The organism is Reyranella sp. (genome assembly GCF_004297405.1).
In the GTDB taxonomy this organism is placed as follows: Bacteria; Pseudomonadota; Alphaproteobacteria; order Reyranellales; family Reyranellaceae; genus Reyranella.
The window spans coordinates 374490-396444 of record NZ_SCVC01000012.1; the positions used below are offsets into that span (position 1 = coordinate 374490).

General features: G+C 65.0%; 11 protein-coding genes and 1 tRNA gene. 8 read left to right on the plus strand and 4 right to left on the minus strand.

The features are described from left to right. Positions 1 to 17 precede the first annotated feature (17 nt). Positions 18 to 9002, plus strand: coding sequence for an autotransporter-associated beta strand repeat-containing protein (locus EPO50_RS11560; RefSeq protein ID WP_296344083.1), 8985 nt, complete (start codon positions 18 to 20; stop codon positions 9000 to 9002). 153 nt (positions 9003 to 9155) lie between these two features. On the opposite strand, the gene EPO50_RS11565 is transcribed toward EPO50_RS11560, so the two are convergent. Both EPO50_RS11565 and EPO50_RS11570 read right to left on the minus strand, forming a co-directional pair. Beyond that, on the minus strand, positions 9156 to 10145 hold the full coding sequence (locus tag EPO50_RS11565; protein WP_296344085.1) for a DUF3800 domain-containing protein: 990 nt from the start codon (positions 10143 to 10145) through the stop codon (positions 9156 to 9158). 146 nt (positions 10146 to 10291) lie between these two features. After that, positions 10292 to 10365: transfer RNA gene (locus EPO50_RS11570), tRNA-Gln, on the minus strand. 117 nt (positions 10366 to 10482) lie between these two features. Between EPO50_RS11570 and EPO50_RS11575 the strand changes: the two genes are divergently transcribed. From EPO50_RS11575 to guaB, 4 genes are all read left to right on the plus strand, one after another. Further along, entirely contained in the window at positions 10483 to 11550 is a 1068-nt protein-coding gene (locus EPO50_RS11575; RefSeq protein WP_296344087.1) for a Ppx/GppA phosphatase family protein, read from the plus strand. Positions 11551 to 11552: 2 nt separating this feature from the next. Continuing rightward, on the plus strand, positions 11553 to 12257 hold the full coding sequence (locus tag EPO50_RS11580) for an RlmE family RNA methyltransferase (protein WP_296344089.1): 705 nt from the start codon (positions 11553 to 11555) through the stop codon (positions 12255 to 12257). A gap of 69 nt (positions 12258 to 12326) precedes the next feature. Next, positions 12327 to 13835, plus strand: coding sequence for a GDSL-type esterase/lipase family protein (locus tag EPO50_RS11585; RefSeq protein WP_296344092.1), 1509 nt, complete (start codon positions 12327 to 12329; stop codon positions 13833 to 13835). A gap of 160 nt (positions 13836 to 13995) precedes the next feature. Beyond that, positions 13996 to 15459: an IMP dehydrogenase gene (gene guaB / locus EPO50_RS11590; RefSeq protein WP_296344094.1), complete on the plus strand. Its 1464-nt coding sequence runs from the start codon at positions 13996 to 13998 to the stop codon at positions 15457 to 15459. Here the strand turns inward: guaB and EPO50_RS11595 are convergent. Next, positions 15441 to 16565: a GDSL-type esterase/lipase family protein gene (locus EPO50_RS11595; protein WP_296344096.1), complete on the minus strand. Its 1125-nt coding sequence runs from the start codon at positions 16563 to 16565 to the stop codon at positions 15441 to 15443. The two genes, guaB and EPO50_RS11595, sit on opposite strands and share 19 nt — an antisense overlap. Before the next feature lie 32 nt (positions 16566 to 16597). On the opposite strand from EPO50_RS11595, the gene EPO50_RS11600 reads away from it, so the two are divergent. The 3 genes from EPO50_RS11600 to guaA are packed head-to-tail and all read left to right on the plus strand — an operon-like array spanning position 16598 to position 20182. Beyond that, positions 16598 to 18013 carry an RsmB/NOP family class I SAM-dependent RNA methyltransferase gene (locus EPO50_RS11600; protein ID WP_296344097.1) on the plus strand — a complete coding sequence of 472 codons (1416 nt, stop codon included), beginning with the start codon at positions 16598 to 16600 and terminating at the stop codon, positions 18011 to 18013. Next, on the plus strand, positions 18010 to 18576 hold the full coding sequence (locus EPO50_RS11605; protein WP_296344099.1) for a GNAT family N-acetyltransferase: 567 nt from the start codon (positions 18010 to 18012) through the stop codon (positions 18574 to 18576). The genes EPO50_RS11600 and EPO50_RS11605 overlap by 4 nt, the downstream gene beginning before the upstream one ends. A gap of 55 nt (positions 18577 to 18631) precedes the next feature. Continuing rightward, the gene (guaA, locus tag EPO50_RS11610; RefSeq protein ID WP_296344101.1) at positions 18632 to 20182 is read left to right on the plus strand and encodes a glutamine-hydrolyzing GMP synthase; all 1551 of its coding nucleotides are present in this window, start codon (positions 18632 to 18634) and stop codon (positions 20180 to 20182) included. Positions 20183 to 20749: 567 nt separating this feature from the next. On the opposite strand, the gene EPO50_RS11615 is transcribed toward guaA, so the two are convergent. Then, positions 20750 to 21760, minus strand: coding sequence for a hypothetical protein (locus EPO50_RS11615; protein WP_296344103.1), 1011 nt, complete (start codon positions 21758 to 21760; stop codon positions 20750 to 20752). Between the last annotated feature and the right edge of the window lie 195 nt (positions 21761 to 21955).

Below are 21955 nucleotides of genomic sequence, written 5' to 3' on the forward strand. Positions count from 1 at the left end.
TGGGAGTGGTGGGAAAAATGCGTAGCGTGAATATGGCGCGCAAGGCGCGGATGGCGGTTGCGTGTCTTTTGGGCGCTACGGCGCTGACGCCGCTTGGGGCTGCCGCGCAGACTTGGCTGGGAGCGACCGGCCAATACGCTCTCGGGAGCAACTGGACGGGAGGGGCGGCACCCGGTTTTACGGGAACAGCGACATTCGGAGCGACGGGAACATCGACCGTCGACCTCTCTGGCGCAGGCTTCGTCCATACGTTCCATTTCGACAGTCTGGCCCAAGCCTATACTTTCAGCGGCGGGATGATCTTCAACGGTAGCGGCATCGTCAACAATTCCTCGAACGTACAGACCTTCACTGGTGGTACTTACTTCTTCAATAATTCTGCGACTGCTGGTAACGCGACATTCTCCCTGGCCGGTGGCGTAATGTTTGCCCTCCAAGGTTCATCCACGGCCGGCACGGCGATCATCAACCTCGACAACAGCACTCTTGCTGTTAACGGGTCCGGCGCGACATTTGGGAATGCGAAGATAACGGCGAGCAATGGCTCGGATGTGCGCATCGTGACCGGAACCGGCGGACAGGCCGAACTCACACTTGTCGGCGCAACGAGCCAACTGTTACTTCAAACGAATGGCGGTATTGGCTCCATCGCCGGCACCGAGGGGCAGGTGAACCTCAATTTTCAGCAGCTCACCGTAGGCAGCAACAACTTGTCGACGAGTTTCGGTGGCTCGATTTACGGCACCGGATCGATCGTAAAGGCAGGGACGGGCACCTGGACGCTATCCGGCGCCAACACCTATAACGGCAGCACGACGATCAACGACGGCACGATCTCGATTGCAGCGAACAACAACCTGGGTAACGCTGGCGGCGGACTGATCTTCGGCGGCGGCGTGCTGCGGACGACGGCCAACATCACCATGTCCCGCGCCACGACCCTGGATGCGGGCGGCATCTTCGATGTCGCGACCGGCACAACGCTGGCCCAGAACGGCGTCATCGGTGGAAGCGGCAGCCTTACCAAGATCGGTGACGGCACGCTGGCGCTCGGTGGCGCGAACACCTACGGCGGCGGCACGGCGATCAACGGCGGTGTCCTCTCCATTTCCAGCAATGCCAATCTCGGCACGGCCGCCGGCACTCTCGCTTTTGGCGGCGGCATGCTGCGGACGACAGCCGACATCACCATGTCTCGCGCCACGACGCTGAATTTGACTGGCTTCTTCGACGTCGCAACGGGAACGACGCTCACCCAGAACGGGGTCATCGGAGGCGCCTACGGGTTGACCAAGAGCGGCGCGGGCACGCTTGTGCTGGGGGCTGCGAACACCTACGGCGGCCAGACAACGATCGAGGGCGGCACGCTGGCGCTGTCCGGTGCAGGCAGCATCGTGTCGGGCATCGTCGTGCTCACGGCTGCCGGCGCGACCTTCGATATTTCCGCCGCCAGCGGCAACCGGACGATCGGGGATCTGAGCGGCGTTGCCGGCACGAAGGTGGTGCTGGGCGCCCATACCCTGACGGTGGGCGCGGGCAACGTGATGACGTTCGCCGGCGTCATTACCGATGTCGTGGGTGGCACCAGCCTCGGCGGTTCGCTGACCAAGGCCGGCGGCAACAAGCTGACCCTCACGCAGATCCAGGACTACACGGGCGCGACGACCATCACCGGCGGTACGTTGGCATTGACGGGCGCGGGGAACCTCTTCGCGTCGAGCGGCGTGACGGTCGCGTCCGGTGCGACGTTCGACGTCAGCGGCGCTGGAACCAGCTACAACCCCATCCGCAATCTCGCCGGCGCCGGCACGGTAGAACTCGGCGGCAACGGGCTCTCGGTCATGAGCGCCTCGAGCGAGTTCTCGGGCGTGATGAACGGTACCGCCGCCGCGACGCTCGAACTCCGCAACGGCACGCTGACGCTCTCCGGCGTCTCGACCTATAGCGGCAAGACGCAGATCCATCAGGGGGCGACGCTGGCGCTGAAGGGCACCGGCTCGATCGCCAGTTCGCTCTATGTCGAGTTCCTGCCGAACACATTGGGCCGCGCGACCATCGACATCGCGCAAACGGCCGCCGGCGCGACGGTCGGCGGCCTACGCGACGCGAGCGGCGATGGTGCCGTAGTGCTCGGCGATCGCACGCTTACCATTTCCCGCAACCTCGCGGAGGACTTCAGAGGCGTTATCTCGGGCAGCGGCGGGTTGGTGCTTGCCGACAATGCCCGGCAACTGCTGAGCGGCGTCAACACCTATGCCGGCATGACGACGATCGGGGCGGGCGCGGTGCTCGACGTCAGGCTCGGCGGCAGCATCGCTTCGTCGAGCGGGGTCGTGCTCAACGGAGCCGGCGCGATACTCGATTTCTCGGGAGCCAGCGGCAGCCGCACGATCAAGGATCTGAGCGGTGTCGCCGGTACGTTGGTTTCGCTCGGCAGCAACGACCTGACCGTCGGGACGGCCAACGACACCAGCTTCGCAGGTGTCATCGAGGGTGCAGCCGCCCTGATCAAGACGGGCAGCGGGACCCTTACCTTGAGTGGTGCCAACACTTACGGATACGGCACCGTGATAAACGAGGGCACGATCTCGATATCATCGCATGGCAATCTCGGCACGACCGGCAGCACCTTGACCTTCGGCGGCGGCACCTTGCGGACGACCGCGGATATCACGACGTCCCGTGCGGTGACCTTGAACGCGGGTGGCGGCACGTTCGATGTCGTGACGGGTACGACACTGACGCAGAACGGAGGCATCGCCGGCAGCGGCGGACTGACCAAGACCGGCGCCGGCACGCTGGTGCTGGGCGGCACCAACACCCATGGAGGCGGCACAACGATCAATGCCGGCGTGCTTGCCGTTTCGGCCGACGCCAACCTCGGCGCTGCCAGCGGTGGCTTGACGATCGATGGCGCGACGTTGCGGTTCATGGCGGGCTTCAATCTGGCGGCCTCGCGCGCCGTAACGCTCGGTGCCGGTGGCGGCACGGTCGACACCAATGGCTTCGCCGCGACCATTGCCTCGGACATCGGCGGTGCAGGGGGGCTCACCAAGCTGGGCGCCGGCACGCTGACGCTGAGCGGCACGAACGGGTATGCCGGAGCGACCGTGATCGACGCCGGCACTCTGGCGCTTTCGGGCAATGGCAGCATCGCCGCGTCGAGCGGCGTCAACCTGGCGGCCATCGGCACGACGTTCGACATCTCCGGTGCCAACGGCAACCGCACGATCAAGGATCTCACCGGTGTCGCCGGCACGTTCATCGTGCTGGGCGGCAACAGCCTGACGGTTGGGACGGCCAACAGCACGACCTTCGCGGGCAACATCTCCGGCGGCGGCGGTCTGACCAAGACGGGCAGCGGCACGCTGATCCTGACCGGCACCAACGACTACACCGGCGGTACGACGGTGAGTGCCGGCACGTTGCAGGGCAACACGACCAGCTTGCGGGGTGATATCGAGAACAACGCCGCGGTGGTATTCGACCAGGCGACCAGCGGCACCTTTGCAGGGGCGATGTCGGGAACAGGGTCGCTGACCAAGACCGGCGGCGGCACGCTGATCTTGTCGGGCACTAACACCTATGGCGGCGGCACGACGGTCAACGGCGGCGCGCTCTCGATCTCGCAGGACACCAATCTCGGTGCAGCCGGTGGCGCGCTGACCCTTGCTGGCGGCACCCTGCAGACGACCGCGAACATCGCGATGTCCCGCGCGACGACCCTGAGCACGGGCGGCGGCACGTTCGATGTCGCGACGGGCACAACCTTCACGCAGAACAGTGTCATCGGCGGCGGCGGCGGTCTGACCAAGGCGGGCGGCGGCACGCTGATTCTGACGCAGAACAACACGTACGGCGGCGGCACGACGATTTCCGACGGCATCCTGCAGCTCGGCAACGGCGGCACCACCGGCATGCTCGCGGGCAACGTGGTCAACGACGGCGTGCTGGCCTTCAATCGCTCCGACAACATCACCTTCGCAGGTGATATCAGCGGCAGCGGCAGCGTCGCCTACATGGGCTCCGGCACGGTGACCCTGACGGGGGCCAGCACCTACACGGGCGGAACGGCGATCACCGGCGGTACGGTGCTGGCCGGCTCCGACAGCGCCTTCGGTGCGGCAGGTACGGGGCTGACCATAGTCGGCGGTACGGTCCAGGCGACGGCGACCTTCACCATGTCGCGGCCGATCACACTGACAACGCCCGGGGGCACGTTCGACACCAACGGCAACACGCTGACCGTGCTCGGCGCAATCTCCGGTACGGGCGGGCTGACGAAGACGGGCTCGGGTACGCTGGAGCTCGCCGACGTCAATGGCTACTCCGGCGCGACGACGGTCAACGCCGGCACGCTGGCGCTGGTGGGCGCCGGCAGCATCGCGACGTCGAGCGGCGTCGCGCTCACGGCGAGCGGAGCAACCTTCGACCTCTCCGGTGCGAACGGCGACCAGACGATCCAGGATTTCACCGGTGTTGACGGCACGTCCGTCGTGCTGGGCAACAACATTCTGACGTTCGGCACGGCCAACAGCACGAGCTTCGCCGGCAGCATCTCCGGCACTGGCGGGTTGACCAAGCAGGGCAGCGGCACGCTGACGCTCGCGAGCTACGGCAACTACAGCGGAGCGACGACGATCAACGCCGGCACGCTCGCGATCGTGGGTTCGGGCGGCATCGGCTCCTCGAGCCTCACGGTGGCAAGCGGCGCCACCTTCGACATCAGCGGCAGCGACAATCTGGAAAACCTGGTCACCGACCTGGCCGGCGGCGGCACGGTGAGGCTCGGCAGCAACCAGCTGGTGGTGGGCACCGCCACGGGCACCTTCTCCGGGTCGATGGTCGATGCCGGCGCCGGCGTCACGCGCGGCGCGCTGACGATCATCGAGGGCACCCTGACGCTGTCGGGCATGTCGACCTACGGTGGCATCACGCGGATCTACCAGGGGGCGAGCCTGGTGCTGACGGGGGCGGGCTCGATCACCGACACGCGCTACGTGGCCTTCTCGCCGAGCACCGCCGGCGAGGCGACCTTCGATATCTCGGGCACCACCGGCGGCGCCACGGTCGGTGGCTTGTACGACACGACCAGCGCTGGCGTCGGCCGCGTCGTGCTGGGCAGCCAGACGCTCACCGTCACCGGTAGCAGCGGCGCCTTCAAGGGCATCATCTCGGGCAACGGCGGCCTCGCGCTCGCGGCCAATGCCACGCAAGCGTTGGCCGGGGTCAACAGCTATGCCGGCGCGACGACGATCGGGGCAGGCGCGACGCTCATGCTCTACGACGACGGCAGCATTGCCGCGTCGAGCGGCGTCTCTCTCACAGGGATCGGCGCGAGCTTCGACATCTCCGGCGCCAATGGTGCCCGTACAATCCAGGACCTGAACGGCGATGCCGGCTCGACCATTTTTCTGGGTGGCAACAGCCTGACGGTCGGCACGGCCAACAGCACGACCTTCGCCGGCGTGATCGCCGACGATGGGTTTAACGGCGGCAGGGGCGGTTCGCTGGTCAAGCAGGGCAGCGGCACGCTCACGTTGACGGGCGCCAACACCTATACCGGCGGCACGACGGTGTGGGGCGGCACCTTGCAGGGCACGACGACGAGCCTGCAGGGCAACATCGAGAACAATGCCAGCGTGGTGTTCAACCAGAGCAGCAACGGCACCTACGCCGGCAACATGTCGGGCAGTGGCGCGCTGACCCTGACAGGGGGTGGCAACCTCACTCTTACCGGCACGAACAGCTACAGCGGTGGCACGACCGTGTCGGCCGGCATCCTGACCGGCAACACGACGAGCCTGCAGGGCGACATCGTCAACAACTCTGCGGTGGTGTTCGACCAGACGACCAGCGGCACCTATGCCGGGGTGATGTCGGGTACGGGTAACCTGACCAAGACGGGCGCCGGGACCCTGATCCTGACGGCGAACAACACCTACACCGGCGGCACGATCATTACGGGCGGCATCCTGCAGCTCGGCAATGGCGGCACCACCGGCATGATCGCAGGCGACGTGATCAACAACGGCGTGCTGGCCTTCAACCGCTCCGACAATGTCGTCTTCGCGGGCAACATCAGCGGCAGCGGCAGCATCTCCTATATGGGGCCCGGTACGGTGACGCTCACGGGCAGCGGCAGCTATACCGGCGGCACGGCGATCAGCGGCGGCACGGTGCAGGCGGGTTCCGACAGCGCCTTCGGGGCGGCCGGCACGACGCTGACCGTGGTCGGCGGCACGATCCAGGCGACGGCGAGCTTCACCATCGCACGGCCGATCACGCTGACGACACCCGGCGGGACGTTCGACACCAACGGCAATACGCTCACACTGCAGGGCGCGATCTCCGGCACGGGTGGGTTGACCAAGACAGGCACCGGGACACTCATCCTCACGGGCACCAACAGCTACACCGGCGGCACGACGGTGACGGCCGGCATCCTGCAGGGCACGACGTCGAGCCTGCAGCGCAACATCGTCAACAACGCCGCTGTCGTGTTCGACCAGAGCACGGACGGCAGCTATGGCAGCGTCCTGTCGGGGACGGGCAGTCTGACCAAGGCAGGCTCGGGCAACCTGACCCTGACCGGCACGAACACCTACACGGGTGGCACGACGGTGTCGGGCGGCACGCTCACGGGCGAGACGACCAACCTGCAGGGCAACATCCTGAACAACGCCGCGGTGGTGTTCGACCAGGACACGAACGGCACTTATGCCGGCACCCTGTCGGGCACGGGCGGCCTGACCAAGACCGGCTTCGGCAACGTGACGCTGACCGGCGCCAACAGCTACGGCGGTGGCACGACGGTGTCGGGCGGCAGGCTGACCGGCAACACGACCAGCCTGCAGGGCAACATCGTCAACAATGCTGCGGTGGTGTTCAGCCAGAGCACCGACGGCACCTATGCCGGCATCCTGTCGGGCACCGGCGGCTTGACCAAGAGCGGGGCCGGGAACCTGACGCTGACCGGCGCCAACAGCTACAGCGGTGGCACGACGGTGTCGGGCGGCACACTGACGGGCACGACGACCAGCCTGCAGGGCAACATCGTCAACAATGCCGCCGTCGTCTTCACCGGCGCCAGTGGCAGCTACGCCGGCAACATGATCGGCACCGGCAGCCTCAACGTGTCGACAACGGGTCTGCTGATCCTGAGCGGCACCAATGCCTATACGGGCGGCACCACGATCAACGGCGGGACCCTGCAAGGCAATGCGAGCAGCCTGCAGGGCAACATCGTGAACAATGCCGCCCTGGTGTTCGACCAAGCGACCAATGGGACCTATGCCGGCGCGATCACGGGCACCGGTAGCCTGACCAAGACCGGCGCCGGACAACTCATCCTCACGGGCAACAACGTCGTGGGCGGCGGCACGACGGTGTCGGCCGGCCTGCTGACGGTGAACGGCAGCCTGACCAGCAGCGTCGTGGTCGGGCCGGGCGGCATGGTCGGCGGCAGCGGCACCATCATCGGCCAGTTCGCCAGCAACGGCGGCACGCTGGCGCCGGGCAACTCGATCGGCACGCTGAACGTCACCGGCAATTTCAGCCAGACCGGCGGTGTCTATCAGGTCGAGGTCAACAGCAGCGGCCAGAGCGACAAGATCGTGGCTAGCGGCACGGCCACGATCGGCGGCGGCGCCACGGTGCAGGTGCTGGCGGCATCGGGCACCTATCAGCGCAACACGACCTACACCATCGTCACGGCCACGGGCGGTCTCACCGGCACCTACAGCGGTGTGACCAGCAATCTCGCCTTCCTGACGCCGACGCTGAGCTACGACGCCAACAACGTCTATCTGCTGCTGGAGCAGGCAGCGAGCGCCTTCGCCTCGGGCGCACAGACCCGCAATCAGTTCGCCGTCGGTACGGCCCTCGACACCGCCTCGCCGACGGCGACCGGGGATTTCGCAACGGTGCTGACGGCGCTGGCATCTCTCGATACGCAACAGGGTCCCGCGGCACTGAACACGATCAGCGGCCAGCCCTATACCGGATTCGGCACGGTGAACGTCGGCGCCTCGCTGGTGTTCATGAACGCGCTCGGCCAGCAGGTGGCGCAGGCGCGCAATGGCAATAGTGCCGGCGCCACGCGCGTGGCCCTGGCCGAGGCCTGCGTGATCGTCTGCGACACCCAGGACCTGCCGAAGTGGGGCGCCTGGATCAGCGGCCTCGGCGGCTTCGGCAGCGTCGGCGGCAACACCAACGCCGGCACGCTCACCTACAATCTCGGCGGCGCCGCCGTGGGTGTCGACTATCGCCTCGACCCGCGCTTCCTGGTGGGCCTGGCCGTCGGCTACTCGAGCGGCCGGCAGTGGGTGAACGGCTTCATGGGCAACGGCAATGCCGACAATTACAGCGCCGCGCTCTATGCCTCGTTCAATCAGGGCGGTCTCTACGTCGACGCGCTGGCGGGCTACGCCTACAGCGACAACCGCCTGCAGCGGGTCATGGCGATCCCCGGCCTGGCCACCCGCATCGCCAGCGGCCAGACCGGGGCCAACCAGTTCCTGGGTCAGATCGAGGCGGGCTACCGGGTGAGCCTGCTCGAAGCGGCGCAGGCGACGCTGACGCCGTTCGTGCGCTTCCAGACGGTGGCGGTGTCGCAGAATGCCTTCAACGAGTCCGGCGCCCAGTCGCTGAACCTCAGCGTGGTGCAGCAGAACACGACGTCGGTGCGCACGATCATTGGTGCCGATCTCGGCGCCAATATCCCGGTAGGGATGGAGCGCCCGCTGGGGGTCACGATCCGGCTGGGCTGGGCCCATGAATATGCCGACACGGCGCGGCCGATGACGGCGGCCTTCGCCGGGGCACCGACGGCGGCCTTCACCGTCTACGGCGCCCAGCCCCTGCGCGACGCGGCGGTGGTCGGTCTCGGCCTCAACGCGCAGATCGGGGCTTCGACCTCGATCTACGCCCGCTACGACGGCGAGATCACCGGCCGCGACGACACCCACGCGATCTCCGCAGGCTTCCGCATGACCTGGTAGGGCATTCCTACCGCGAGCGGCCTAGTGCAATCGATTGCACGAGGGATGAGCGCGTTCGATGTCGCACGGATGCATGGAAATCGGGCAAAATTCGCAGGCTGCCGGTTAGGTGCGTGCGGTAGGGCAGGCCGCGCGTTCGAGACTGGTAGACGATCACCGGGGGCGTCTCTTCATCGGCTTGAGGTGAACGATCCCTCTATTCCCGCACAAGCGACAACGAGCGGACTTGCTTGAGATGAGCTTGGCCCCGTTGTCCGGGCGAACGGCCATATAGTCCGGAATGCTCTGATCGCACCGGGCACATTCAACAACGATTCGATAGCCTTCATCTCGCAAATCGCCATAGGTGGTGTCTCGCGAGTACCGACCAAGTTGCTCCTTGCTGAGAGCCCTGAGCGCGGCTTCCTCCTTGGCCCGAAGATGCAGGTTCCAGATGATGAAGCTCGAGCTGACATACGGATTCGTCGCGAATGCCAGAGACCGAAGCTCGCCTCGTTGGACGCCCACTTCCCTGGCCAGACCGAAAATCGGGATGTTCGCAAGCTTCGCGACCCGTTCAGCTACAGCCAGTTTCTTGGGGCCAACGACTTGCGCGAGGTAGCGCTCGTTCTTCACGTAGGCGACCGCCCCGGAGAGAACGTCCGCGACCTGCACCATAGGGCTCGTATGAGAGTGTACGTCTATCGCTTCGGCGAATAGATCGTAGTTCCGCTTGTTGTCTCGACGATCCGCGTTGTTGAGCGAGTACCTTTGAGAAGCCGCTGAGTACTTCTCCGTCCTCTTGTCTAGCTGGACGTAAAACTGAGCAGGGAGCTTCTGATCGTTGGCATAGGTCATCAGGTGGCGATGGACGTACTTCTCCAAGCCGAGATCGGGGTCGTTGTTGCTGTATTCCTTGTGCCGGGTATGTCGCGTGTTCACCACGAGACAGCGGAATCTCAGGCCGTGCTCCTTGCGACACCGGAATATCGTGTCGATCAGGCCGGGATACAGCTCCGGGTAACTGAACTCACTCCAGTGCCACTCCATCGATTTGCCCTGCTTGGCATTCTCGATTTCCTCGACGATCAGAGGGACCTTGTCGCGCTCGCAACTGACCGTCCCAGACGAGGAACCTGTGGTTGCCTCTGTGGGAGCTTTCATCCCCGAAGATGTGCAGAAGGCGAGGAGTAGGATCGGTCGGCATGGGTGCGCAGACCCGATTCAGACCCCCTGCATCAACGTGTCAAGCGTAGAACAAATCGTAGAACACGCCGAAAAAAGACAATAAAATCAGCGTTTCTGGAGAGTGGCTGGGGGACCAGGATTCGAACCTAGACTAACCGGGTCAGAGCCGGTTGTTCTACCGTTAAACTATCCCCCAACGGCCCGGCGACGGGCAGGTCGGGCGCACGATTTAGCGATGACCAACCGAATTGGCAAGCGGCGCTCGCCCCAGGCCGTTTCATAAGTTACCATCCGGCCAAGGAAAGAGTTTTAAATGGCCGGGGATTCCAAGCCAAAGGGAGGCTGGCACAGCGGTCGGTTCGCGCACACTTTTGCCGCCATAGATCTCGGCACCAATAATTGCCGGCTTCTGGTGGCCAGGGCATCGGTCGAGGGTTTCGAGGTGATCGATGCCTATTCCCGCCCGGTTCGGCTGGGCGAGGGGGTGGCGCTGAACGGAACGCTGTGTGGCGATGCCATCGAGCGCACACTGCATGCGCTGGGCGTTTGCGCGGCCAAAATCGACCGCAACAGCGTGACGCGCGCGCGCCATATCGCCACCGAGGCCTGCCGCCGCGCCTGCAACGGCGAGGACTTCCTGGGCATGGTGAAGGAGCGTACAGGGCTGCGCTTCGAGGTCATTGCGCCAGCCGAAGAAGCACGATTGGCGCTGGCAAGCTGCGAAAACCTCCTTGATCCTGAGATTCCCTACGGCCTGCTGGTCGATATCGGCGGCGGGTCGACCGAGGTGAGCTGGGTCCGCGTGAAGCCACGCAACGACCGGCAGGGCGGCGTTACGACCGAGCTGATCGGCATGACATCGGTGCCGTGGGGCGTCGTGACCCTCACCGAATCCTGCACCAGCGGCCAGCCGCGTGAGCGGCCGCTGACCCGCGCCTGCTACGACGACATGGTCGAGCGCATTCGCGCCGACCTGCGGCCGTTCTGCGCCAAGCACCAGATCGGTCCCGCCATCGCCCGGGGTGAGGTCCAGATGGTCGGGGCCTCGGGGACTGTGACGACGGTGAGCGCGCATCATCTCGGCCTGAAGCGCTATAATCGTACGATGGTCGACGGCTCGCGCATCGGCCGCGACCAGATCCTGCGTATTTGTGACGAGCTTTCGGTGATGTCGGTGGACCAGCTTACCCATTTGCCCTGCATTGGCGACGATCGCGCCGACCTCGCGTTGGCTGGCGGGGCGATCCTCGAAGCCGTGTGCCGGCAATGGGCCACGCCGACGGTGCGCGTGGCCGACCGCGGTCTGCGCGAGGGCGTGCTGATGGACCTGATGCGTCAGGCCGATCGCGAGGCCGATCCTCTCTGCCGACGGGAAAACTGATCATGTCCCGCGATCCCAGCGGCAGCCGCCCAACCGGCCGGCGCGCCACGGTGCGCGTGAAGACGGCGCGCGGCCGCACCGTCTCCTCGCAGCGCTGGCTGCAGCGCCAGCTCAACGATCCCTATGTCGCCGAAGCCAAGAAACGCGGCTATCGCTCGCGTGCGGCCTTCAAGCTCCTGCAGCTCGACGATCAGTTCCGGTTCCTGAAGCCCGGCGCCCGCGTCGTCGATCTTGGCGCGGCCCCCGGTGGCTGGACCCAGGTCGCCGTCGAGCGTGTGAAGGCAGGGGCGAAAGCCGGGAAGGGCGTCGGCGTCGTGGTCGGCATCGACATCACGCCCGTCGAGCCGATCGCCGGCGCCACGGTGCTGGCCAAGGATTTCTACGACGAGGATGCACCGGCCGAGCTGACGGCGCTGCTGGGCGGGCCAGCCGATGTCGTGTTGAGCGACATGGCCGCTTCCGCTACCGGCGAAACGCAGGTCGATCATCTGCGCATCATGGGTCTGGCCGAAGCCGCTCATGACTTTGCGCGCCAGATCCTGAAGCCCGGTGGCACCTTCGTCGCCAAGGTGCTGCGCGGCGGCACCGAGCGGACTCTGCTCGACCTGCTGAAGAAGGATTTCGCCAAGGTCCGCCATGTGAAGCCCGAGGCCAGCCGCGCCGATTCAGCGGAAATGTACGTCATCGGGACGGGGTTCCGCGGCTGATTGCCCGGGGGATCGGGGTCTGTCACCGCAGTATAGAAGGCCGCTGCAATTTCCTGTCGGGCGTTAGGAATGAAGAAGTTTCTGGGTAATGTGGTGCTGGCCGCGGTGTCGGTCGTGGTATGTGTGGCGCTAGCCGAGCTGGCGACCAGGATGATCGACGGCCTTCCGTGGTTCGCGGCCGATCTTCCTCCGGTCGGTGGCACCGAAGGCACTGATACGACGGCCAACCATCTCGGCAACCTGCCGCGCGCTGATGGTGCCACCCGCGAGCTTTTCGCCCTGAACCCGCCGGAGCTTCCCAACCGAACCAAGCCGCCCAAGGAATGGTACGACCTCGAAAAGGCGATCGTGAGCGGCGCGGCTAAAGGTGGCTCGAAGACCGATAATCCCTTCCAGGACTGGGACATGTTCAAGGCCTGGAACTCGGTGTTCGTCGGCGATGATGTCTGCAAGCACAAATATCTCAAGGGCGCGCCGGGGCAGCTCTGGATCTACGATCCACCCGACGGCAAGTCGCGGCCGGTCTTCCGCTATCTGCCCAACACCACGACGCCGCGCGGCCTCGTTACCAACGAGTTCGGCTGGCGGGGACCGCCAGTGCCGTATGCGCGCTCGCCCAAGACCATCCGTATCGTCTTCGTCGGCGCGTCGACGACGGCGGAGGTGCATGGCTATCCCTATTCGGGCGCCGAGTATATCGGCAACTGGCTGAACCACTGGGCGGCGGCGAAGAAGCTCGACGTCAAGTTCGAGGTCCTGAATGCAGGACGCGAAAGTCTCAACTCGACAGACATCGCGGCCGTCGTGAACACGGAAGTAGCCGCGCTGCATCCCGACCTCGTCGTCTACTACGAGGGCGGCAATCAGCTCGACCTTTCGACCGTCGTGAAGGACGTGCCCAAGGGCGTGCCGCAACCGGCCAGCAAGTTGGCGCGCTGGATGCGCGACGCCGCCAACCATTCGGCACTGGTGCGTCGCCTGGAGGCGATCACCGATGGCGGCGAATGGCCGAAACCCGACTATGAACTCACCTGGCCGAAGGGCCTCGACGAGGCCAATCCCGACCTCTCGCGGACCGATCTTCCGGTCAACCTGAACACGATCCTGCACGACCTCGAGTCGATCCGGACGGATATCGACAAGGTCGGCGGCGAACTCGCGGTGTCGTCGTTCCACTGGCTGGCGCAGGATGGCCTGCAGCTCGACGCCAACCGGCACAAGCCGCTGATCGAGGGGCTGAACGTCCGCATGTATCCGTATCGCTATGGCGATCTGGAGCGCATGACGAATTTCGAGAACCGCGTGTTCAAGAAGTACGCCGAGGCGCACAACCTGCCGTTCATCGACGTGGCGCGTTACATGCCGCGTGATCCGGAGCTGTTCAGCGACGCCTTCCACAACACGCCAGCCGGTGTGAAGCTGCGGGCGTGGATCGTGTTTCTGCAGCTCGTGCCTTTGATCGAAAAGAAGCTGGCGAGCGGCGAATGGCCGAAGCCGGTGCCGGAAATGGGGCCGATGCCGCCAGTCTTCGCCAGCCCGCCGCGCAAGATTACCTTCGATTGCAGCAAGGCTTCGTAACTTTCGAAGGCCAATAGACCGGCCCGGCGTAGGGTTTCCTGTGCATAACGGCCCCGCGCCACCGGGCTTGGCTTGGGCGCGGCGGTGTGTATAAAGGCTCGCCAACCCGGCGGTCCTCTCCCGAGGGCCGCCGTTTTCTTTTCTCCTTTCGGAGGTTGGCATGCAGATCCAGGAAGCGCTCACCTTCGATGACGTCCTCCTGAAGCCTGCCGCCTCGGCTGTCTTGCCGGGCCAAACCGATACGCGGACACGCCTCACCCGGACCATCGAACTCAACATCCCGCTGATGTCGGCGGCGATGGACACTGTCACCGAGGCCGGCATGGCCATCGCCATGGCGCAGGCTGGTGGCATCGGCGTCATCCACAAGAACCTCGAGGCCGAAGCGCAGGCCAACGAGGTGCGCAAGGTCAAGAAGTTCGAAAGCGGCATGGTGGTGAACCCCGTCACCATCCATCCCGAGCAGAAGCTGGCCGACGCACTGACATTAATGGAAACCCATCAGATCTCGGGCATCCCCGTGGTCGAGCGGGGCAGCGGCAAGCTGGCGGGCATCCTGACCAACCGCGACGTGCGCTTCGCGACCGACAGCAACACGCCGGTCCATGCGCTGATGACCAAAGACAAGCTGGTCACGGTCCGCGAGGGCGCCACCAAGGAAGAGGCCAAGCGCCTGCTGCATCAATACCGGATCGAGAAGCTCCTGGTGGTGGACGATGCCTACCGCTGCATCGGCCTGATCACCGTCAAGGACATCGAGAAGGCCAACAAGTTCCCCGGCGCCAGCAAGGACGAGAAGGGCCGCCTGCGTACCGCCGCCGCGACCGGCGTCGGCGAGGACGGGCTGCGTCGCGCCCAGCTCCTGATCGATGCCGAGGTCGACGTGATCGTGGTCGACACCGCGCACGGCCATTCGCGTGGCGTGCTCGAAGCCGTGACCAGGGTCAAGAAGCTCAGCAACTACACGCAGATCATGGCCGGCAATGTCGCCACCCGCGAGGGCGCGCAGGCGCTGATCGACGCCGGTGCTGACGCTGTCAAGATTGGCATCGGCCCGGGCTCGATCTGCACGACGCGTATGGTGGCGGGTGTCGGCGTGCCGCAGCTCACGGCGATCTTCGAGGCGGCCGAGGCTTGCCATGCCGCAGGTGTCCCGGCGATCGGCGACGGCGGCATCAAGTACTCCGGCGACCTCGCCAAGGCGATCGCGGCGGGCGCCGACTGCGCCATGATCGGCTCGCTGCTGGCTGGTACGGACGAGGCGCCGGGCGAGGTGCTGCTCTACCAGGGCCGCTCCTACAAGTCGTACCGCGGCATGGGTTCGATCGGCGCGATGGCTCGCGGCTCGGCGGACCGCTACTTCCAGCAGGAAGTGCAGAGTACCTTGAAGCTGGTGCCCGAAGGCATCGAAGGCCGCGTGCCTTATAAGGGCCCCGTCGGCAACATCCTGCACCAGCTCGTCGGCGGCCTGCGCGCGGCGATGGGCTACACCGGCAACGGCACCATCAAGGACATGCAACGGAACTCTCAGTTTCTGCGCATCACCGGCTCGGGCTTGCGCGAGAGCCACGTGCACGATGTCGAGATCATGCGCGAGGCGCCGAACTACCGCGGCGGCATGTGACTTGAGACTTTGTCGAGCGCATTCCTGATCGCCTGGGCGATCAGGGTATTGCCGGCCTCGTTCATGTGCCACAGCACATAGAGCTGGCGCGGGTTCGGCGTGGCTGCCATCGCGTCGTAGCTATCGAGCGTCGCCAGCCCGTTCTTGCGCGCGCAGGCCAGCAAACCGGAGGTGAGCCGGCGCTGTTCGGTGGCGAAGGCCGGATCATCCCACACGACGGGATCGTATTCGGCAACCAGCAGCACCGGTGTGCTGTTCGTCTTCTGCAACTCGGCGAGCCGTTGCGTCAGGGCACAGGCGATGCGCTCGCCGGTGCCGGCAGGATGCACGCGGATATGGTCTCCGAACCAGTCGTGCAGCAGGTCGAGGCGGCGCAGCACGAAGTCGAACAGCAGCGAATAGCCCAGGGTCCCTTGCCAGAAGGTGAGCGTGGTCCGCGGATCGGCGCGCGGCGGCACCGGCACGTTGCGCAAGGCGGCCGAGCTGCCGTCGAGATCGAAGTAGGGCTTGTCGGCGCTCCACAGGCGGCGCATCTCGGTGCGGCGGATATCGTCCGCGATGAAGGCCACGACCACAGCTTCCGGCCGATAGAAGGGCACCAGCGCTTCCGCCCGAAGGACGATCTGGTCGAAGCCGTAGCCGCTCACGCCGGCATTCAGCACCGGCCGCCCGGTGAGGCGCTGAAGTTGCGCTGGCCAGGTTTCGCCGTCGCTCACCTCGTCGCCGAAGGTGAAGGAGTCGCCCACCGCGAGGATCGGCGCCGGGGAGCCGGCGGGCGGGGCGCCGGTGCTGCGCAGGCCACTGGCTTCGATGGTGATGCCCGGTGCGGCGTAACCCACACGCGGCAGGTAGCCCAGCCGGTCGTCTTGGACGTAGCGGTTGGAGTCACGGCCGGCCAGGACCGTGCGCGCATCGAGCACGAAGTTCGGCCAGGAGAAGAGGTAGTCCCAGTACCAGGCGCGCAGGCCCAGTTCGAGCAGGCCAAAGCCCACCAGGACTGCCACCAGGACCATAGTGATCCGGCCCGGCAGGCTGGAACGAGCCCGTGGCGTTGTGGGTGGCGCCGGCTGCGGCGGGTGGGGACGTTGCGCGTCGGGCGTATTCATCGTAGCGGCATGCTTTGAAAGGAAAAACTGACGTGACACCGGGCGCGCGGGTTGCCGCCACCATAGAACTCCTGGACGAAATCGTCAGCCGGTCCGAGCGACCGGCCGATCTCGTCGCCAACGCTTTCTTCCGTGCGCGCCGTTTCATCGGCGGCGGCGACCGGCGTGCCGTGTCCGAACGCGCGTGGGGCATCCTGCGCCGCTACGGCCAGCTCACCTGGTGGCTCGACCGCACGCGCCATCCCGATCGCGGCGGCCGTGCCATCGTCGCGGCCGACCTGATGCTGGTCGAGGGCATGGGCATGCGCGACCTCGAGGCGATCTTCGATGGCGGCCGCTATCGGCCCTCGATGCTCGACGAAGCGGAATATCGCGCGTTGCGCCAGATGGAAGGCCATTCGCTGCCTCACCCCGAGCAGCCCGATTGGGTGCGGCTCAATGTGCAGGAGTGGGTGGCGCCGCATCTCAAGGAAGCCTATGGCGACGCCTGGGGCCGCGAGATCGCCGCTCTGGAGACGCCGCCGCCGGTCGACCTGCGCGTCAATCGTCTCAAGGCGAGCGTCGAGGAGGCCCGCGAGGCCCTGGCGCGCGAAGGCATCGATACCGAGCCGATGCGTTATGCAGCCAACGGGCTGCGGCTGCGCAAGCGCCTCTCGGTCGTTGCGGGCGATGCCTTCCAGAACGGTCTGGTCGAAATTCAGGACGAGGGCTCGCAGCTCGTCGCGGCGCTGGTCGATGCCAAGCCCGGCATGCAGATCGCCGACTATTGCGCCGGCGCCGGTGGCAAGACGCTGGCCATGGCGGCCGGCATGAACAACAAGGGCCGCGTCGTCGCCATGGACGTGCTGGAGACGCGGCTCGATCGCTCGGCGCAACGCCTGCGTCGCGCCGGCGCCCACAATGTCGAACGCCGCGCCATCGATGCGGACAATCGCAAGTGGCTGAAGCGCCAGGGCGGCGCCTTCGATCGCGTGCTGGTCGATGCGCCCTGCACCGGAACAGGCACGTGGCGGCGCAATCCCGACGGGCGCTGGACCTTACAGCCCAAGGATCTGGAGGAACTGCTGCCCAAGCAAGCGGCGATCCTCGATGCTGCGGCCCGGTTGGTGAAGCCGGGCGGCGGGCTGATCTACGCGACGTGCTCGGTGCTGCCGGCGGAGAACGAACACCAGATCGATGCCTTCCTCGAACGCCACAGCGATTTCGAGGTGGTGCCGGTGACGGCGATCTGGCGCGACGTGCTGTCAACCGAGCCGCCGGGTGACCTCGAGGGCGCGCGCTTTCTTCGGCTGTCGCCGCTGAAGCATGGCACCGACGGCTTCTTTGCCGCGACGCTGGTCCGCAAGGAGCCTGTGAAGGAAGCCGCATCGCAGGAAGCAACATCCGAGAACGAGCCGCCGCCGGAAGAGCCGATCCAGCAGGCAACCGGCGTCGAGGAGGGCGCGTGATCCGCATTCGCCGCGCGGCGCGCGATGACGCCGCGGCGATCGGACGGGTCCATGTCGAGACCTGGCAGGCGACCTATGCCGGCCTGCTGCCGGACGCAATGCTGGTGGCCATGTCGGATGTGCGTCAGTCGGCCTGGTGGTCGCAGCTCCTGGCTGATCCCGGCGAGGCGCGCGGCGTCTTCGTGGCCGACGACCAGGACGCAGGCGTCGTGGGTTTCGGCAGCTGCGGCCCGGTGCGCGATCCGCCCGAGGGGCTCGACGGCCGCGAGATCAAGGTCGGCGAGGTCTATACGCTCTACGTCGAGCCCGATTTCCAGAACCTCGGCCTCGGCCGGCAGTTGCTCGGCGCCCTGTTCCGCCAGCTCAAGGCCGACCGCTGCGATACCGCCGTGCTGTGGATGCTGGCCGAGAATTCGACACGCTTCTTCTACGAGGGGCTGGGCGGCGAGCGGGTGGGCGAGCGCACCGACACCCTGGCCGGGGTCGATGTCGAGGAAATCGCCTTTGCCTGGCGCAATCTCGATGTGCCGCTGGTGCGCCGCAGGCTGGCCGAAGAAGGCTGAACCATCCACACCGACAAATGGTTGCTGCGGCGAGCCCTGACGCTTATATCGCCCCATGACCGACCGTTTGCTGATCGTTGATTTCGGTTCCCAGGTTACCCAGCTGATTGCCCGGCGCGTGCGTGAGGCCGGGGTTTACTGCGAAATCCTGCCTTTCCAGGCAGTCGACGACGCGAAAATCAAAGCCTTCGATCCCCGAGGGATCATCCTGTCGGGCGGCCCGGCCTCGGTCACCGAGGGCCAGTCGCCGACCGCCCATCCCGCCATCTTCACCGCCAAGGTGCCGGTCCTCGGCATCTGCTACGGCGAGCAGACCATGGCCAAGGAGCTGGGCGGCTCGGTCGAAGGCGGCCACCATCGCGAGTTCGGTCGCGCCGAGGTCGAGATCAAGGCCTCGACCCGCCTGTTCGACGGCGTCTGGCAGCCGGGCGACCGCAAGCAGGTCTGGATGAGCCATGGCGATCGCGTGACCAAGCTGCCGGCCGGCTTCTCGGTCGTCGCCACCAGCGAGAATGCGCCCTTCGCCGCCATCGCCGACGAGAGCCGCGGCTATTACGGCGTGCAGTTCCATCCCGAGGTCGTGCACACACCCGACGGCGCCAAGCTGCTGCGCAACTTCGCGCTGAACATCGCCGGCGCCAAGGGCGACTGGACGATGGCGGCCTTCCGCGAGCGCGCCATCGCGCAGGTCCGCGCCCAGGTGGGCAAGGGCAAGGTGATCTGCGGCCTGTCGGGCGGCGTCGACTCCTCGGTGGTCGCCGTGCTGCTGCACGAGGCGATCGGCGATCAGCTCCAGTGCGTGTTCGTCGACCACGGCCTGCTGCGCCTCAACGAGGGCGAGGAGGTTGTGCGCCTGTTCCGCGACCACTACAACATCCCGCTGATCCACGCCGACGCCTCGAAGGAATTCCTGAAGGCGCTCGAAGGCGTCACCGACCCGGAGAAGAAGCGCAAGACGATCGGCGCGCTGTTCATCGACGTGTTCGAGGCCGAGGCGAAGAAGATCGGCGGCGCCGAGTTCCTGGCGCAGGGCACGCTCTATCCCGACGTGATCGAATCGGTGTCCTTCACCGGCGGCCCGTCGGTGACGATCAAGAGCCACCACAATGTCGGCGGCCTGCCGGCGCGCATGAACATGAAGCTGGTGGAACCGCTGCGTGAACTGTTCAAGGACGAGGTGAGGGCGCTCGGCCGCGAACTCGGCCTGCCGGCCGACCTGGTGAACCGCCATCCGTTCCCCGGTCCTGGCCTTGCCATCCGCATCCCCGGCGACATCACGAAGGACAAGCTCGATCTCCTCCGCAAGGTCGATGCCGTCTATCTCGACGAGATCCGCAAGGCCGGCCTCTACGACGAGATCTGGCAGGCCTTCGCCGTGCTGCTTCCGGTGCGCACCGTCGGCGTGATGGGTGACGGCCGCACCTACGACCAGGCCTGTGCCCTAAGAGCGGTCACCTCGACCGACGGCATGACCGCCGACTACTACCCCTTCGACCACGCCTTCCTCGGCCGCGTCGCCAACCGCATCATCAACGAGGTGCGAGGCGTCAACCGCGTGACGTACGACATCACGAGCAAGCCGCCCGGGACGATTGAGTGGGAGTGAGCACGGAAATATCATCTTGAGTGTAGTGAAGGATCATTAAAGACTATAGCGTTTCTGGTCTTTGAGAGGATCGGTGTGATCACGGGAGTTCCGATGAGTAGCCGATGGATAAAGAGACGCTTTCATAGTCGTCGCCTTCCGTCAGGACACGTCACACACGTGCGCGAGTGTTGGATACTCCTGGACGATCAAGAAAAGAAAAGCCGGCGCTATAGACATCCTTGCCCTGAATGCGGTGCTGAAATCATCAGCGTCCACATGCCAAATCGCGGCTGGGCCCATTTTGAAGGCGCGCAAGGGCTGACTCGGGTTAAGCATCCATGCCTAAACTTGGGTGAAAGCTTGTCCCAAAGACGAGACGAAGAGACGTTGGAGCTATTCGAAGGCAACTGAGTCAGCTCGGCGGGCGTCACATGATCGGGCGCAGATGCAAGGGGCCTGTTGCATGCGTAGCTGTCTACATCCTTGAATACTCTGCGCGCTGAACGTCAAATCGCCTCAAATGCGCAAATCCTTTGCTCAAAGTGACAAGGATGGCTAGTGGCACATGCCGTGAAAGCTATCCGATCATTTGTGCCGCCATGCTTTCGTGATTGCTGAAGCCACATCGCGACCGCCCAAGATTGCGCCTGCTGCGGCATAGAGGACTTCTGAGTGGATGTTCATAAGCTGGCAAAGCCCGACCGCACTTAATAGAACACCAACTTTGCCACTGGAGATTATGCCATCAGCGGCGTTGCCGAGGACGCGAGCATGGTCCTTCTGCCACCAATCATGAACGGTGTCGCCAAATGTACGCGCAGCTTTCTCAGCCTTTGCGACAGTCGTCTTTTTCACTCGGAACTTAGCAACCTCAGCTTGAAGCGCGACAACCTTCGCCTTCAATGCCTCATACTCGGAGATCTCTACATTACGCGTGGCTGTCGCCTCCGGAGAGTTAGGTTTGTAATCGCGAAGCTGCTTCAGCTTTTCATCAACGGTCCGCGCTATCGCCTCGGTAGAGACGATGATTTGATCGGTGTTTGTCCGAATGGCGCGTCGGATTGTGAGGCTACGGGTCGTGCTCGTCGCTTCTCGAGGAGTTTGCTGCTCAGAAGTGCGCTTTGGTCTTGGGCTTAGCGGTATTTTAAGTGTGAGTAGCCACTGGCGAAGTGACGGTGTGGTTATCGCGAATACGCCTTCATTTTCACCGACCCGGGAAAGAAATCTGGACGAAAATCGCTCATCTACGAGAAGAACAAGGCGGCCGCCATCTACCTCTGAATAACTCAAGAAGCCGTCGTTCATTTGATCGAACCGCTGTTCAGCTTGTCCCACCAGTGTCGAAATGGAGCGCGACTGTTTGATCTGAGAGTTAAACGTAAAATCAAACGGCTTTGGTCCAGGAAGGGCGACGAAGCCTTCTTTTTCTACGATGCCGATGACTCGTCTGAGGAAGCGTTCGGAAGTTTGTTCGTTACTTCTGCGTCGCTGCTCGGCTAGCCAGCTGATTTCGCGGCGCATACTTTGGGCCGCTGGGTGTAACCGCACGGGACGGGGTTTTATCCCTTGAGCTTTTGGCGTTTTACTTTTGGCCATCTTATCTCTCGATCTCGTGAGAGATAGTAGCAACCTCAAGCGCGTCCGCTAGTCGACAGTGCTTGGGCGCCGAGCTGTCGGCGCTGGACTCGAATAACCCTCCGCACGGCACCATCGCGTAGGGAGTGGAGGGGACAATCAGCCGCAACGCCGTGATCCGCCTGTCGCTTGCGTTGCCGGATCTTTCCGGCCAGC